Genomic DNA, 13,736 nt, shown 5'->3' with positions numbered 1-13,736 from the left:
GAGACTGAAGATCCGCGTTTTAGCGGATGACACTTGCTGTCAGAGACGACGAAAGCGGCCGGTGGTTTCCCATCGGACCAAAGGATCGCGCAGACCTGACTTATGAAGAGATGGCGGAAAAGCGGAGCTCTGAGATCATCGACGCGAAGGCGGAGTAGCTGAAAGGAGGGCGAAATGAACGGAATCCATTTGAGGCCTGAAGAAATCGCCTATGGCTGGGCCGCATGGCGAGAGCAGATGGTCCTTCAACTCGAAGACGATGATTCGCCTGAGTATATCAAGCGAACCGTTAGGGAGTGGTTTTTCGAGGAATACGAGAAAGCCACCCTCCGCGGCATGGAGATGCCCTGCCCTGATTTCTTCGACATCCGGTGGACCGGCAATGATGGACTTATCACGCAACATGAGGACACGCCCATGGCAGACATCCTGGCATCGACGCTGCGAACGAAGCTCCAAGCCAACGTCATTCAGATCGAGAAGTTCATTGATCGGTGGCAGTTGTGACTATCGTCAGAGTTGTTTTCTGCGATAGATTCAATGTCCAGAGGTGTACCGAGAGAAATCGCTAGATTCTACTCAGCTTCTTCTTCAATTTCGGATACCAATCTGGTCAAAGATAGACCAAGTGCGCCACTGAGAAGTTGTAGCGTTCCGAGAGTTGGTTGGTGGTGGCCGGATTCCAGAAGTGAGATGTATTGCATGCTTCGGTTAGCCTGCGTGGCGAGCTCTAGTTGCGATAACTTCTTGGCGAGTCTGTGGCGACGCAAAACTCTTGAAAATGCCAATAGCAGAGGGTCGTTTTTTGCGTTCGCCATATTTTGACAAATCGCCCACGTAACGCTAGTCGTCTATACAGTATACTTTGAATCTCGGGGTAAATTTCAACTGCACAAAGGTTTGGCAAAAAGCGGGGGCCGTTAAATGGCGGAAAGAGTTCATCTGACAGAAACCCAGATGATTGAAATACTGAACAGACTGGAAATGCGCTTTTTGGAGCGATTGGCTCTCGAAAATGAACACAAGATTTTTGTCAAACCGCACCTTGCATCAGGTGAAAAACCAACTCGAACAGGTAGAAGGCCAAGGTCTCAATACGTTGGGCAACTGCATCTCTCGATTTTGGAGGAAGATGAAGCTTGGTTCAAAAAGACTGCACAAGCCAACAACCTTCAATACGGAAAGTTCTTCACCTGCTTACGCCAAATTTTCGAGCGACACGGTTAGGTTCGTAATGAAAGAAGGTCAAAAGCCAAACAGCTTTATGCTTAGCAAAGGCGCGAAAGTATAAACGGGATTTGAATCCAAATACCTGGTGGGGGTTCTCAAGGGCTACCGCACCGCAATCTAGGGCTGCGATGATTAAGGTCGCCGCCCCAGATAGCAGTGCTGTATCCCGCTTCGTCTAGTTTACCAGCCCCGCTCACCGATCCGTTCGCCAGTATCCCGAGTTAAAGGGCTGGCTCATCAACCGTCCGATCTTCTAATGAACCGGTCACTCAATATGCGCTCTCACGGACACACAGCCGTTGAATCGGGAGCGCATGATGGTTCAGACCACGCAGCAACCTGAAATCTGGACGCAGGCTGCGCCCTATAGTAGGCGTAGCGGGCAACCTTAAAAAGTTTGTTGCACCATTTGGTTAAAAGCCAAGCTCTGCTAATTCTACCGACCCGGGAGCAAGTTACCCATTGTCTAGCCGTACTGAAAAAGATGCTGAAACGCAGCATCCGACTACGCTAACTGCGATGGCAGTCGACGTGCTCTCCACGAAGGATGGTCACGCAAAAACAGCCAAATCACGAGCTTACGCTTCTGTTTGGAAAACTGCGCGGACTACAGGTGAAGTCATTGAAATCGGACGTTCTATTCCACCAGATCATCCTGCCCGCCCGCGGCAACCAGAGTTGCTCAGCCCCCGCAACGTACCAAAGCGCAAGCCGGGATCTCCGGCAGGAAGAATAGCGCTCCTGCATGCAGTCGCTCATATCGAACTCAATGCAGTCGATCTGCACTGGGATATTATCTCACGTTTCGCCCACGTACCGATGCCGATGGGATTTTATGACGATTGGGTGAAAGCCGCAGACGACGAAGCAAAACACTTCAATCTAATCTGTGATTGCCTGGAAACGATGGGAAGCTACTACGGAGCCCTGCCCGCTCATGATGGAATGTGGCGTGCGGCATCAGATACTGCAAATGACCTGCAAGGGCGGTTAGCTATCGTTCCAATGGTATTGGAGGCACGAGGGCTAGATGTAACGCCAGGAATGATAGAAATTTTCGAGAAAGCCGGCGAGACCGCGGCCGTTGAAAGCCTCAAAACCATCTACAGCGAGGAAGTCAGCCACGTAGCGTATGGGGCGAAATGGTTTAACTTCGGCTGTGGCAGAGACAATAGTGATCCAAAAGAAGTATTCCATGCGCTAGTAAAGCGCTATTTCAAAGGAGGTTTGAAGCCTCCGTTCAACGAAGAAAAACGCGCAGATGCCGGATTGCCACCTGACTTTTATTGGCCGCTCGCTGAGGAGCTTCCTGCTTATGTTCGCTGAGAAAATTGGCATTTGACCGCGCCATTGAAGCATTTTCCTTTGCGGACCTCGCGCTTCAAGTAATCACCCTGCGCGCTGATACACAAGGCGACAGTTACAACTCATCAAGGGCGAGACCGTTTCAACAAACGGGATCATTCTGTGTTTTCTTCCTCTTGCTCCGCTTCCAGAATTAGCTGGCTCAAGGGCGGTCTCAGAGCACGACTTAATCGGATTAATGTATCCAGGGTCGGTTGATGATGGCAGCTTTCCAGCAAGGAAATATAACGCATGCTTCTTTCGGTTCTGTGTGCGAGCTCCTCTAGCATTTCCACAATTTGCAGTGGTGTCGGTGGGGTGAAATCTGCAAGAGCTTTCTTTCTGGTCTGTGCGGAGCGTATGCTTTTGAGGTCTTTGACCATATCAGCGCAACGGCTATCCGAGATCAGGCGTTTCAACACGGGTATTGCCGCGTCAGGGTGATCGCTGGAAATTGACCACACCAGTTCAGTGAGGCAGCGATAAGCCTTTTCTCCATTTGGGCTTTCCGATCCGTGGCTAATGGGCAAAGGTACTTTTGGCCATACTCCTATGAATACATCAAGGATGGCCTCGACTTTGCAAGAGGACAGGCTTGCTCGCTTTGGAAGATCGCAAGCTGCTGCGGTCTGACCAAGAAAGACTCGCTTGGGCCATGCGGAACTTTGCGTGATCCGAGCAGGCCCAGCTTGCACCAATGTGTAACCGCCTGAGCCTTCCAACCTATCCTAGTGAAGCAGAAGGATTACCCAAGCCAAACCTAGTGCTCTTCCCGTTCGCCGTTTCTGTCCTCGTTTCGATCAAGATTGGAACTCAAGTACATGGGACTTTTGATCGGGTTTTGAGGCGAAAAAGTTCCACAATGTACGTGGAACTTTTTGAAGTGGAAGTATCTCGGTTCGATGTATTGATTGTTTTCAAGGGGATTGCACTGATGAATACAATGATAAAACGATTTTAGTTGGTATAACGAATCCCTGTGCGGGCGTGAAAACGCCGACCCCAAGGACGTGTTTCACCAACTGGTGCGGCGGTACTTCCACGGCGCGTTGAAACCTCCGTTCAACGAAGAGAAACGCGCCGAGGCTGGGTTGCCCCCGGACTTCTACTGGCCGCTGACCGAAGACCTGCCACCGCCCGGTGCCGCGCAGTAAGCCTGCTCAAGTTGACGTTATCGGCAATTTCCCGCCGAGAATTGGCGGGAATTACCTGCATTGTTGTGTGAACTAGTTAACAAACTTGCCCAAAGCAAACGCGCCCTCTATGCAGTTCGCCCAAGGGACGGCTATCACTCACGACCGGTCCCGATCTTGGGGATGAGAGGTGAAGACGCGTGCGAACACGTCTGGCAATCAAACTACACTCACTGCTCGAGCGGCATTTCCCGGAACGCCGGGTTTTTCTGAAATCTGACAACGACACGCGGTTCATTCGGCTGAGTTCGGAAACCCAAATCGCAGCCGTCGCCGGTGTGGCGGTAATTGTTGGCTGGACCGCAGTGGCCACGGCAATTCTGCTGATGGACAGCATCGGATCGGGCAACTTCCGCGAACAGGCCAAGCGGGACCAAGCAACCTATCAGGAACGTCTGAACATCCTGTCTGCCGAACGTGACGCCCGTGCCCAGGAAGCACTAGCCGCTCAGGACCGGTTCAATGCGGCGCTGAAACAAATCTCGGCAATGCAATTTGAGTTGCTGGCCTCGGAAAACCGTCGGCGCGAGCTTGAGACCGGGATCGAGGTTATCCAAACCACCCTGCGCGCCACCATGAAGCAGCGCGAAGAGGCCCGCACCGAACTGGCCAGCGTTCAGGTCGAGGCCGATGACGGCGAAATGTACGTCACTGCATTAGCCGCCCCCGAACAAATGAATTTCATGACCGAGGCACTGGCCCGCACCGCGCACGAGCGCGACCAGATCGCGGCCGATGCCAAGGACGCCCTGGACCAGCGCGACGAGCTTGAACTGGAAATCCAGCTGATGCAGGAACGCAGCGACGAGATCTTCCGCCAGTTGGAAGAAGCGATGGTGATCTCGGTCGAACCCCTGGACAAGATGTTCCGCCAGGCCGGTATGCCTACCGACCGTATTATTGAAGAGGTCCGCCGCGGTTACAGCGGTATGGGCGGGCCGCTGACACCCATCTCTTTCAGCACGCGCGGTGAGGACCTGACCCCCGACGAAATCCGCGCCAACGTTTTGCTGCAACAGATGGATCAGCTGAACCTGTACCGCATTGCTGCCGAAAAAGCTCCGTTTGCCAATCCCGTAAGTTCCGTGGTGCGGTTTACGAGCGGTTTCGGTACGCGCCGCGACCCTAAAACCGGCGGTCGACGCATGCATAATGGCGTCGACTTCGCCGGTCCTCAGGGCACGGATATCTTCGCCACCGCAGATGGTGTCGTCACACATGCAGGCTGGCAATCCGGTTTCGGGCGAATGGTAAAGATCCGTCACGCCTTTGGAATTGAGACACTTTATGCTCATAACACCAAGATCCGCGTCAAGGTTGGTCAAAGGGTCTCGCGCGGGGATCATATTGCTGATATGGGTAGCACCGGACGGTCTACCGGGACGCATCTGCACTATGAGGTGCGCGTAAACGGAAAACCTGTAAACCCAATGACTTACATCAAGGCTGCGAGAAATGTTTTCTAAGAGCAAAATCAACGAGCCCGGATCAAATGCACCCGAGGCGGCGAAACCTGCCGCTCCGGCCACACCGGCGACCCCTGCACCGGCGGAAACCAAGGCCAGCACTGCGCCCAAGCCCAAGCCTCCGGCATCGGTTCTGTCCTCGGACCTGCACATCACAGGCAACATGAAAACCACCGGCGACATTCAGGTCGAAGGCACGGTCGAAGGCGATATCCGCGCGCATCTGCTGACCATCGGTGAAACCGCCACCATAAAAGGCGAAGTCACCGCCGATGACGTCGTGATCAATGGCCGCATCGTGGGCCGCGTACGTGGCTTGAAAGTGCGCCTGACCTCGACCGCGCGTGTCGAAGGCGACATCATCCACAAGACCATCGCTATCGAAAGTGGCGCGCATTTCGAAGGTTCGGTGCAGCGTCAGGACGACCCGCTGAACCCGGGCCGCAGCGCCAAACCCGGCGCCAACCCGGCGGCAGAGGTCAAGCAGTAACACTGCTCCGATATCCGAATGAACAAACGCCGCGGGATACCCTGCGGCGTTTTTCTTTTGCCCTTGCTGACCGGCGTAGTCGGTATAGGGTTCTGACATGTTGATCTTTTTCTCAATCTTGCTGCTGATCGCAGGCTTTTTCCTGTACCGCCACTGGTCCAGGTCGCAGGCGCGACAAGAGTTGCTGTCCACCCCCCTGACCAACCACCAACGCAGCGTGATCGAACAGCAGGTGCCGCTGATACGCCGCCTGCCCGCTGATCTGCGGGCCAAGCTGGACGGCAAGGTGAACCTGTTTCTGGATCAGGTGCAATTCCACGGCTGCGACGGGCTGGAGGTCACCGAAGAGATGGAGCTGGCTATCGCAGCGCAAGCCAGCCTGCTGTTGGTGAACTGCGACCTCTGGTACGACCATCTGACCACGATCCTGATCTATCCCAACGCTTTTAAGTCGCGCCAGCGCCGGCAGGAAGGGTATGTCGTCAGCGAGAAGGAAATCGTGCGCACCGGCGAAAGCTGGGATCGCGGACCGGTGATCCTGTCGTGGCGGCACAGCAAGGCGGGGGCGATCAATGACCATGACGGACAGAACGTCGTACTGCACGAATTTGCGCATCAGGTCGACGACCTCTCGGGGGACACCAACGGCGTTCCGATCCTCAGCGACGGGCAGAGCTTTGCCGAGTGGGAGCGCGTTTTTCTGACCGCTTATGATGCCCATGTGCGCGCAGTTGAACACGGCCAGCATACCGTCATTGATCCTTATGGAGCCACCGGCCACGAGGAGTTCTTTGCTGTCTCGGTCGAGGTCTTTTTTGAACAGCCGCGGCAACTGAAAGCAGCTGTTCCAGAGGTATACGAACAGTTGTCAAAACTGTTTCGGCTAGATCCCGCGACTTGGGACTAGCTGTCCGATCAAACACGGTGATTTGTTTCTGAATGTTGTGTCTGAAATTTCCCCGTTTCCACTGTTTCACAAAAAGCGATTTTTGAATTAACCTTAAATCAGTGTTTTCAGGAGGATTTTTCATGCCATCAAAACTTATTGCCGAGTTTTTCGGCACGTTCTGGCTGGTGCTGGGCGGCTGTGGTAGCGCCGTTCTGGCAGCAGGCGTCGCAGATGTAGGCATCGGCTGGCTGGGTGTTTCATTTGCTTTCGGCCTGACGGTTCTGACCATGGCGTATGCTGTCGGTCACATTTCGGGCGGGCATTTCAACCCGGCGGTCAGCCTTGGCCTGATGATCGGCGGCAGGTTTCCGGCCAAGGACCTGATCCCCTATTGGATCGCACAGGTGATCGGCGCAATTGCCGCTGCAGCTGTCCTGTATCTGATCGTCAGTGGTGCCCCCGGTTTTGAAGGTGTCGGGGGATTTGCCTCGAACGGGTATGGCGAAGCATCACCCGAAGGCTATTCGATGATGTCCGCTTTGGTGATCGAGATCGTGATGACCGCGTTCTTTATCATCGTCATTCTAGGCGCAACGTCCAACTTTGCACCCGACGGGTTCGCCCCGATCGCTATCGGCCTCTGCCTGACGCTGATCCACTTGATCTCGATCCCGGTGACCAACACGTCGGTCAACCCGGCGCGGTCCACAGGTGTGGCTTTGTTCGCTGATGCACCGGCTCTTGGTCAGCTTTGGCTGTTCTGGGTTGCTCCACTGATTGGTGCCGCCATCGGAGCGCTGATCTGGCAGGCAATGGGCGACGACTAAGCCTAAAAAAGCCCCGAAGCGGACTGCGTCGGGGCTTTTTTGTTTATTCGGTGACGGTGACTTTTTTCATCACGTCTGGCTGACCGATGACGGCACCGTTGGGGCCATCGCCCCGCTTGATCGTATCGACCACATCCATGCCGTCGGTCACCTGACCAACAACCGTGTATTGACCGTTCAGGAACGGACCCGGTTCGAACATGATGAAGAACTGCGAGTTCGCGCTGTCGGGGTCTTGTGCCCGCGCCATGCCCACGACACCACGGTCATAGTTATAGTCCGAGAACTCGGCAGGCAGATCAGGGCGGTCGGACCCGCCTGTACCTGCGCGGCGCATATCGCCGCCGATACGACCAAATTCAACGTCGCCAGTCTGCGCCATGAAGCCGTCGATCACGCGGTGAAACACCACGCCATCGTATTTACCTTCAGCGGCCAAAGCACTGATCTGCTCGACATGCTTGGGAGCAATGTCTTCGAACAGGTCGACAGTGACGGTGCCGTTGGCGCCCTCACCTTCGATCTCGATCTGAAGCCCGGTGGCCAGCGCGGGGCTGGCCAGAAGGGCAAAAGCAGCGGCCAGCTTATACATCGGCCGCCACCTTGACGCTGATCATGCGATCCGGGCTCGCAGGCGGCTCACCGCGTACAATGGCGTCCACATGCTCCATCCCGTCGATGACGCGACCGTAAACGGTGTACTGGCCGTTCAGGAAGTGGTTGTCCTTGAAGTTGATGAAGAACTGCGAGTTGGCCGAGTCCGGGTTCTGCGAACGCGCCGCGCCCAACGTGCCGCGATCATGCGGCAGTTTCGAGAACTCCGCCGGAACGTTCGGCAGCGACGATCCACCGGTACCCGCCATACGAATATTGAACCCGTCTTCCATGTCGCCATGCTGTACGTCGCCGGTCTGCGCCATGAAACCGTCGATCACACGGTGGAAGGCCACATTGTCATACTCACCACCACGGGCCAGTTCTTTCATCCGGGCGCTGTGCTGAGGGGCCACGTCCGGGAGCAATTCGATGACGACATTGCCGTCTTTCAGCTCGATGATGATGGTGTTTTCGGGATCCTTGATCTCGGCCATGAGGCCCTCCTGTCGTTTAACTTGCGCAAATACCTATGATGCGGGCGCGCGAATGCCAAGTGACGCATTGACCTGAGGGCAAAATGCAGGAAAAGAACCGCCTAAATCTGTTTCACATTTCCGAGGATTGCACGATGGGCTGGAAAACTCTCGACGACATGGACCTGAACGGCAAACGCGTGCTGGTGCGCGTCGATATCAACGTTCCGGTGGTGGATGGGGTCGTAACCGACGCCACCCGCATTCAGCGCATCGTGCCGACAGTACGCGATATCATTGCAGCCGGCGGCAAACCCATCCTGCTGGCGCATTTCGGGCGTCCCGGCGGTGAGCGGCGCGAGAACCTGTCGCTGAAACAACTCGTCCCCACACTACAGGATGCCTTCGGAGCTACGGTCCTGTTTGCCGCCGATTGCGTCGGTACCGAGGCCGAACTGGCCGCCGAGGCACTGCAACCGGGTCAGGTGTTGCTGCTTGAGAACACCCGCTTCCACGCGGCCGAAACCAAAAACGACGCTGATCTTGCCGCAGGCATGGCAAAACTGGGTGACGTTTACTGCAATGATGCGTTCTCTGCCGCCCACCGTGCACACAGTTCGACCGAGGCCATCGCCCGCCTGCTGCCAGCTTGTGCAGGCCGCCTGATGCAGGCCGAACTTGAGGCGCTGGAAGGTGCTCTGGGTGCACCCACGCGCCCGGTGACCGCCGTGGTGGGCGGTGCAAAGGTTTCGACCAAACTCGAGTTGCTGGGCAACCTGATCACCAAGGTGGACTATCTAGTGATCGGCGGCGGCATGGCGAACACTTTCCTCGTTGCCAAAGGTCTACACGTAGGCAAATCTCTGGCCGAGCGGATCATGAAAGACACCGCAGCCGAGATTCTCGCTAATGCCGAAGGCGCGGGCTGCACCATCGTTCTGCCCACCGACATCGTCGTTGCAGACAAATTCGAAGCGGACGCTCCACATCAGGTATTGCCCGCCGACCAATGCCCCGAGGACGGCATGATCCTGGACGCCGGACCCGAAAGCGTTGCCGCAATCACCGAGATCTTCGCCAAAAGCCAGACCCTGATCTGGAACGGCCCGCTGGGTGCGTTTGAGATCGAGCCTTTCGACGCAGCCACCAATGCCGCGGCGCTGAAAGCCGCCGCCATGACCCGCTCGGGCCAGTTGGTGTCGGTCGCCGGCGGTGGTGACACAGTCGCCGCACTGAACGCCTCGGGGGCGGCCAAGGACTTTTCGTACATCTCGACAGCCGGTGGCGCGTTCCTTGAGTGGATGGAAGGCAAAACCCTGCCCGGCGTTGCCGCGCTGGAAGGTTGAGCCGCGCGAATTGGGTGCTTGTTAAAACTCGTGGTAAACTCTCCCCTTTAAAGTGGAGAATTTGCCATGAGAGTTTTTGCCTGCCTGATCATTGCCCTGTTTCCCCTGCCCGCTATTGCCCAATCCAGCTGCGGCGGGCAGACCCAGTTGGATGCGAATTTCTGCGCCAAGGAGAAATGGGAAATCGCCGACCGTGAACTGAACCGGATCTGGAAAGAGGTCAAACCTCTGGCAGATGCGCGAGGAGACGGGCAAACCCTGCTGACCGAGCAGCGCGCCTGGTTGAAAGCCCGCGATGCCACTTGTGAGCCCGAATTGAAAAGCGACGGCAGTGCCGCGCCGATGTTCTACTGGGCCTGTATGGAAGAGCAGACCCTGACCCGCAATCAGGCGCTGAACGCATGGCGATGAAAACACTTCGCTAACAAATTTGGAAAATTGCGAATCAGGGGATTCACAACCCGAATCACCTGTGACATAGTGCGCTCAGATGCTCGAAAAGGGCACGTTATTGAGGCAGACTTCATACGGCGGTAAACAGAGTGTCCCGTTCCCATCGGCCCGGCTTGGGCTCAGTCGTTTTCTTCATGGTGGCGTTTATGCTGGGTGTGTATTTCACCTTTGCTGCCGTGCAGGGCGACTATGGCCTGTTCCGACGGGTTGAGATTGCGGCGGAACGGGACGCCCTGTCACGCGATCTGGACAAGCTCGAGGCTGAGATCGTCGAGATGGAAAACCTGACCCGCCGACTGTCGGATACCTATCTGGACCTCGATCTGCTGGATCAGCAGGCGCGCTCGGTTCTGGGTATGATCCGCTCGGACGAGATTGTCATTCGCTGATCCGGCCAAGTTTCTTCAAAAAATCTTACCGCACCAATACCTTGACCGTCGAAAAACGGCCTGTTTCCGCAGGATCGGACGCTGCGTCACATTTCCCCTCGCCAGAAAGCCGGAAATGCTTTATGAGATAGTTTAACGCTAAACTATCTGTCCGAAAGGGGGAGATCGCCACGATGGCTGCGCGAAAAACCACAAAGAAACCAAATGTTTCTGCGGAAGAGCTTAAAACCTATTACCGCGAAATGCTTCTGATCCGCCGATTCGAGGAAAAGGCGGGCCAGCTTTATGGCATGGGTCTGATCGGTGGGTTCTGCCACCTTTATATCGGACAGGAAGCCGTTGTTGTGGGCCTCGAGGCCGCAGCCAAGGAAGGCGACAAACGCATCACCTCATACCGTGACCACGGCCACATGCTCGCTTGCGGGATGGAGCCGGGCGGCGTGATGGCCGAATTGACCGGGCGCATCGGGGGCCTGTCCAAAGGTAAGGGCGGTTCGATGCACATGTTCTCGAAAGAGAAGCATTTCTACGGCGGCCACGGCATCGTCGGCGCGCAGGTTCCGCTGGGCGCGGGTCTGGCCTTTGCCGATAAGTACAAGGAAAACGGCGGCGTGACCTTCACTTATTTCGGTGACGGTGCGGCGAACCAGGGTCAGGTCTATGAAACCTTCAACATGGCCGCCCTCTGGGATCTGCCTGTGGTTTTCGTGATCGAGAACAACCAATACGCCATGGGCACTGCGCAGGCGCGCTCGACCTCGACCAAGGACATCTACCACCGTGGCGAAGCCTTCGGCATCCCCGGCGAGATCGTCAACGGCATGGACGTGCTGGCGGTTAAGGAAGCTGGCGAGAAAGCCGTCGCGCACTGCCGCGCGGGCAAAGGCCCCTACATCCTGGAAATCAAGACCTACCGCTATCGCGGCCACTCGATGTCCGACCCGGCCAAGTACCGCACCCGCGAAGAAGTTCAGAAAGTCCGCGAGCAAAGCGACCCGATCGAACATGTGCGCGAGCTGCTGCTGGCCGGCAAGCACGCAACCGAGGATGACCTGAAGGCGATCGACAAAGAGATCAAAGAGATCGTCAACCAAGCCGCCGAATTCTCGAAAGAAAGCCCCGAGCCTTCCGTCGAAGAGCTCTGGACCGACATTTACGCCTGAGAGGACGATTAAGACATGGCAACCGAAATTCTCATGCCCGCCCTTTCACCCACGATGGAAGAGGGCACGCTGGCCAAATGGCTGGTCAAGGAAGGCGACACTGTATCCTCGGGCGACATCCTGGCCGAGATCGAAACCGACAAGGCGACGATGGAGTTCGAAGCGGTCGATGAAGGCATCGTCGGCAAAATTCTGATCGCCGAGGGCACCGAAGGGGTCAAGGTCAACACCCCCATCGCGGTACTGGTCGAAGAAGGCGAAGACGCCTCTGCCCTGCCCGCGGCTGCCCCCGCAGCCGCAGTGGTGGCCGAGGCCGCCCCGGCGGCGGTTGAGGCCCCCGCTCCTGCCGCAGCCCCGGCCGCTCCGGTCGTAGACCTGTCGCCCGACTGGCCCGCAGACGCACCGATGGCACAGCAGACCGTCCGCGAAGCGTTGCGCGACGCTATGGCCGAAGAAATGCGCGGCGACGAAGACGTCTTCCTGATGGGCGAAGAAGTCGCCGAATATCAGGGCGCCTACAAAGTCTCCCAAGGCCTGCTGGACGAATTCGGTGGCAAGCGCGTGATCGACACCCCGATCACCGAACACGGTTTTGCCGGTATCGCGGTTGGATCGGCCTTTGGTGGACTGAAGCCAATTGTCGAGTTCATGACTTTCAACTTCGCCATGCAGGCGATCGACCAGATCATCAACTCGGCTGCCAAGACACTCTATATGTCCGGCGGTCAGATGGGTTGTCCGATCGTGTTCCGCGGCCCCAACGGCGCCGCTGCTCGCGTGGCCGCTCAGCACAGCCAAGACTACGCCGCATGGTACATGCAGGTGCCTGGTTTGAAAGTTGTAATGCCGTATTCGGCAGCCGATGCCAAAGGCCTGCTGAAATCAGCCATCCGCGACCCCAACCCGGTGGTCTTTCTGGAAAACGAAATCCTCTACGGCCGCTCGTTCGATGTGCCGCAAGTGGATGACCTGACCATCCCGCTGGGCAAGGCGCGCATCTGGCGCGAAGGTTCTGACGTCACCATCGTCAGCTTTGGGATCGGTATGCAGTTCGCTCTGGAAGCCGCCGACAAGCTAGCCGAGGAAGGCATCAGCGCCGAAGTGATCGACCTGCGCACCATCCGCCCGATGGACACCGGCGCGATCATCAACTCGGTGATGAAGACCAACCGTCTGGTGACCGTCGAAGAGGGCTGGCCGCAAGGCTCGGTCGGCAGCTACATCTCGTCCGTCGTGATGCAAGAGGCGTTCGACTACCTCGACGCCCCGGTCATCAACTGCACCGGCAAGGATGTTCCGATGCCCTACGCAGCGAACCTCGAAAAGCTGGCCCTGATCACTACCGATGAGGTGATCGCCGCCGTCAAGCAAGTGACCTATCGATAGGCAATGACCTCCGGGAGCGTACATAATCCTGCTGGCGTGGACTGGCTTTTCGAAAGCCTTGTCTCGGCACGCAAGGACAATAACCGCAACTTGCTTTATGTCTGTGCGGCGTTCCTGTTGGTTTCCTTTGTCAGCATTGCGTTTAACCTGGATGCCTTCGACCAGATTCAATTCGATCTGCTTTCAGTCGAAGGCAACCTGACAAGCGTTTGGCCCATCCGAACAATGTTGTGCGTCGCCTGCATCGTATCCTATGCCTCGGTCATTTACATCGTGCTCGAGCAGCAACGCCTGCAATTGGGTATGGAGTATCTGGCGGCCATTCAACACAGCGACGCAGCTGCACTTGGTCAGTTCACAGAATGGCTTGAAAAAAACCATCCGCGTGTTTCACAGGCGCGCTCGTTGGTCGTCGGGGTTTTTGTGACCTTCTGCGCGACCATTCTCCTAATCGATATCGCAACGCTGATCTACTCATTCTCGAAGTAAG

The 13,736-nt window shown here is 56.5% G+C and carries 17 protein-coding genes and 1 pseudogene; 14 read left to right on the top strand and 4 right to left on the bottom strand.

From position 1 onward, the window contains the following. Positions 1-174: 174 nt before the first annotated feature. Positions 175-507, top strand: a complete 333-nt coding sequence (locus tag ACR0ER_RS05225; protein WP_480768010.1) for a hypothetical protein — start codon at positions 175-177, stop codon at positions 505-507. A 68-nt stretch (positions 508-575) separates the two neighbouring features. On the opposite strand, the gene ACR0ER_RS05220 is transcribed toward ACR0ER_RS05225, so the two are convergent. Further along, the gene (locus ACR0ER_RS05220; RefSeq protein ID WP_170676400.1) at positions 576-818 is read right to left on the bottom strand and encodes a helix-turn-helix domain-containing protein; all 243 of its coding nucleotides are present in this window, start codon (positions 816-818) and stop codon (positions 576-578) included. 106 nt (positions 819-924) lie between these two features. On the opposite strand from ACR0ER_RS05220, the gene ACR0ER_RS05215 reads away from it, so the two are divergent. Together ACR0ER_RS05215 and ACR0ER_RS05210 are read left to right on the top strand one after the other, a co-directional pair. Continuing rightward, a complete protein-coding gene (locus tag ACR0ER_RS05215) occupies positions 925-1,227 on the top strand; it encodes a hypothetical protein (RefSeq protein ID WP_170724461.1) in 303 nt (100 codons plus the stop codon). Positions 1,228-1,749: 522 nt separating this feature from the next. Further along, entirely contained in the window at positions 1,750-2,556 is an 807-nt protein-coding gene (locus ACR0ER_RS05210) for a ferritin-like domain-containing protein (protein ID WP_170724460.1), read from the top strand. A 134-nt stretch (positions 2,557-2,690) separates the two neighbouring features. On the opposite strand, the gene ACR0ER_RS05205 is transcribed toward ACR0ER_RS05210, so the two are convergent. Further along, the gene (locus ACR0ER_RS05205) at positions 2,691-3,272 is read right to left on the bottom strand and encodes a helix-turn-helix domain-containing protein (protein WP_480768009.1); all 582 of its coding nucleotides are present in this window, start codon (positions 3,270-3,272) and stop codon (positions 2,691-2,693) included. Between the two features lie 264 nt (positions 3,273-3,536). On the opposite strand from ACR0ER_RS05205, the pseudogene ACR0ER_RS05200 reads away from it, so the two are divergent. The 5 genes and pseudogenes from ACR0ER_RS05200 to aqpZ all read left to right on the top strand — a co-directional run. Then, positions 3,537-3,728: pseudogene (locus ACR0ER_RS05200) on the top strand (DUF455 family protein); the annotation flags it as partial. Positions 3,729-3,907: 179 nt separating this feature from the next. Further along, a complete protein-coding gene (locus ACR0ER_RS05195; RefSeq protein ID WP_480768008.1) occupies positions 3,908-5,233 on the top strand; it encodes a DUF5930 domain-containing protein in 1,326 nt (441 codons plus the stop codon). Next, entirely contained in the window at positions 5,223-5,723 is a 501-nt protein-coding gene (locus ACR0ER_RS05190) for a bactofilin family protein (RefSeq protein ID WP_170329197.1), read from the top strand. Before ACR0ER_RS05195 ends, ACR0ER_RS05190 begins: the two co-directional genes overlap by 11 nt. A 97-nt stretch (positions 5,724-5,820) precedes the next feature. After that, a complete protein-coding gene (locus tag ACR0ER_RS05185; RefSeq protein ID WP_480768007.1) occupies positions 5,821-6,630 on the top strand; it encodes a M90 family metallopeptidase in 810 nt (269 codons plus the stop codon). A gap of 122 nt (positions 6,631-6,752) precedes the next feature. Beyond that, entirely contained in the window at positions 6,753-7,439 is a 687-nt protein-coding gene (gene aqpZ / locus ACR0ER_RS05180; protein ID WP_480768006.1) for an aquaporin Z, read from the top strand. A gap of 43 nt (positions 7,440-7,482) precedes the next feature. Here the strand turns inward: aqpZ and ACR0ER_RS05175 are convergent, their stop codons facing one another. After that, on the bottom strand, positions 7,483-8,031 hold the full coding sequence (locus ACR0ER_RS05175; RefSeq protein WP_480768005.1) for a peptidylprolyl isomerase: 549 nt from the start codon (positions 8,029-8,031) through the stop codon (positions 7,483-7,485). After that, on the bottom strand, positions 8,024-8,530 hold the full coding sequence (locus ACR0ER_RS05170; RefSeq protein ID WP_170329201.1) for a peptidylprolyl isomerase: 507 nt from the start codon (positions 8,528-8,530) through the stop codon (positions 8,024-8,026). The genes ACR0ER_RS05175 and ACR0ER_RS05170 overlap by 8 nt, the downstream gene beginning before the upstream one ends. A 134-nt stretch (positions 8,531-8,664) precedes the next feature. On the opposite strand from ACR0ER_RS05170, the gene ACR0ER_RS05165 reads away from it, so the two are divergent. From ACR0ER_RS05165 to ACR0ER_RS05140, 6 genes are all read left to right on the top strand, one after another. Further along, a complete protein-coding gene (locus ACR0ER_RS05165; RefSeq protein ID WP_480768024.1) occupies positions 8,665-9,855 on the top strand; it encodes a phosphoglycerate kinase in 1,191 nt (396 codons plus the stop codon). A gap of 66 nt (positions 9,856-9,921) precedes the next feature. Further along, complete coding sequence (locus ACR0ER_RS05160; protein WP_480768004.1) at positions 9,922-10,266, top strand: lysozyme inhibitor LprI family protein; 345 nt, start codon at positions 9,922-9,924, stop codon at positions 10,264-10,266. A 131-nt stretch (positions 10,267-10,397) separates the two neighbouring features. Continuing rightward, positions 10,398-10,697 (top strand): FtsB family cell division protein, encoded by a 300-nt coding sequence (locus tag ACR0ER_RS05155; protein ID WP_170329203.1) that lies wholly within the window; start codon positions 10,398-10,400, stop codon positions 10,695-10,697. Between the two features lie 173 nt (positions 10,698-10,870). Beyond that, positions 10,871-11,860: a pyruvate dehydrogenase (acetyl-transferring) E1 component subunit alpha gene (gene pdhA / locus ACR0ER_RS05150; protein ID WP_170325277.1), complete on the top strand. Its 990-nt coding sequence runs from the start codon at positions 10,871-10,873 to the stop codon at positions 11,858-11,860. Between the two features lie 15 nt (positions 11,861-11,875). Continuing rightward, on the top strand, positions 11,876-13,246 hold the full coding sequence (locus ACR0ER_RS05145) for a pyruvate dehydrogenase complex E1 component subunit beta (RefSeq protein WP_480768003.1): 1,371 nt from the start codon (positions 11,876-11,878) through the stop codon (positions 13,244-13,246). Positions 13,247-13,249: 3 nt separating this feature from the next. Continuing rightward, entirely contained in the window at positions 13,250-13,735 is a 486-nt protein-coding gene (locus ACR0ER_RS05140) for a hypothetical protein (RefSeq protein WP_480768002.1), read from the top strand. Position 13,736 lies beyond the last annotated feature (1 nt).

The organism is Ruegeria sp. CH8 (genome assembly GCF_056536985.1).
Note: the sequence above shows the minus strand (reverse complement) of the source record. Positions and strands in the feature narration are given on the sequence as shown.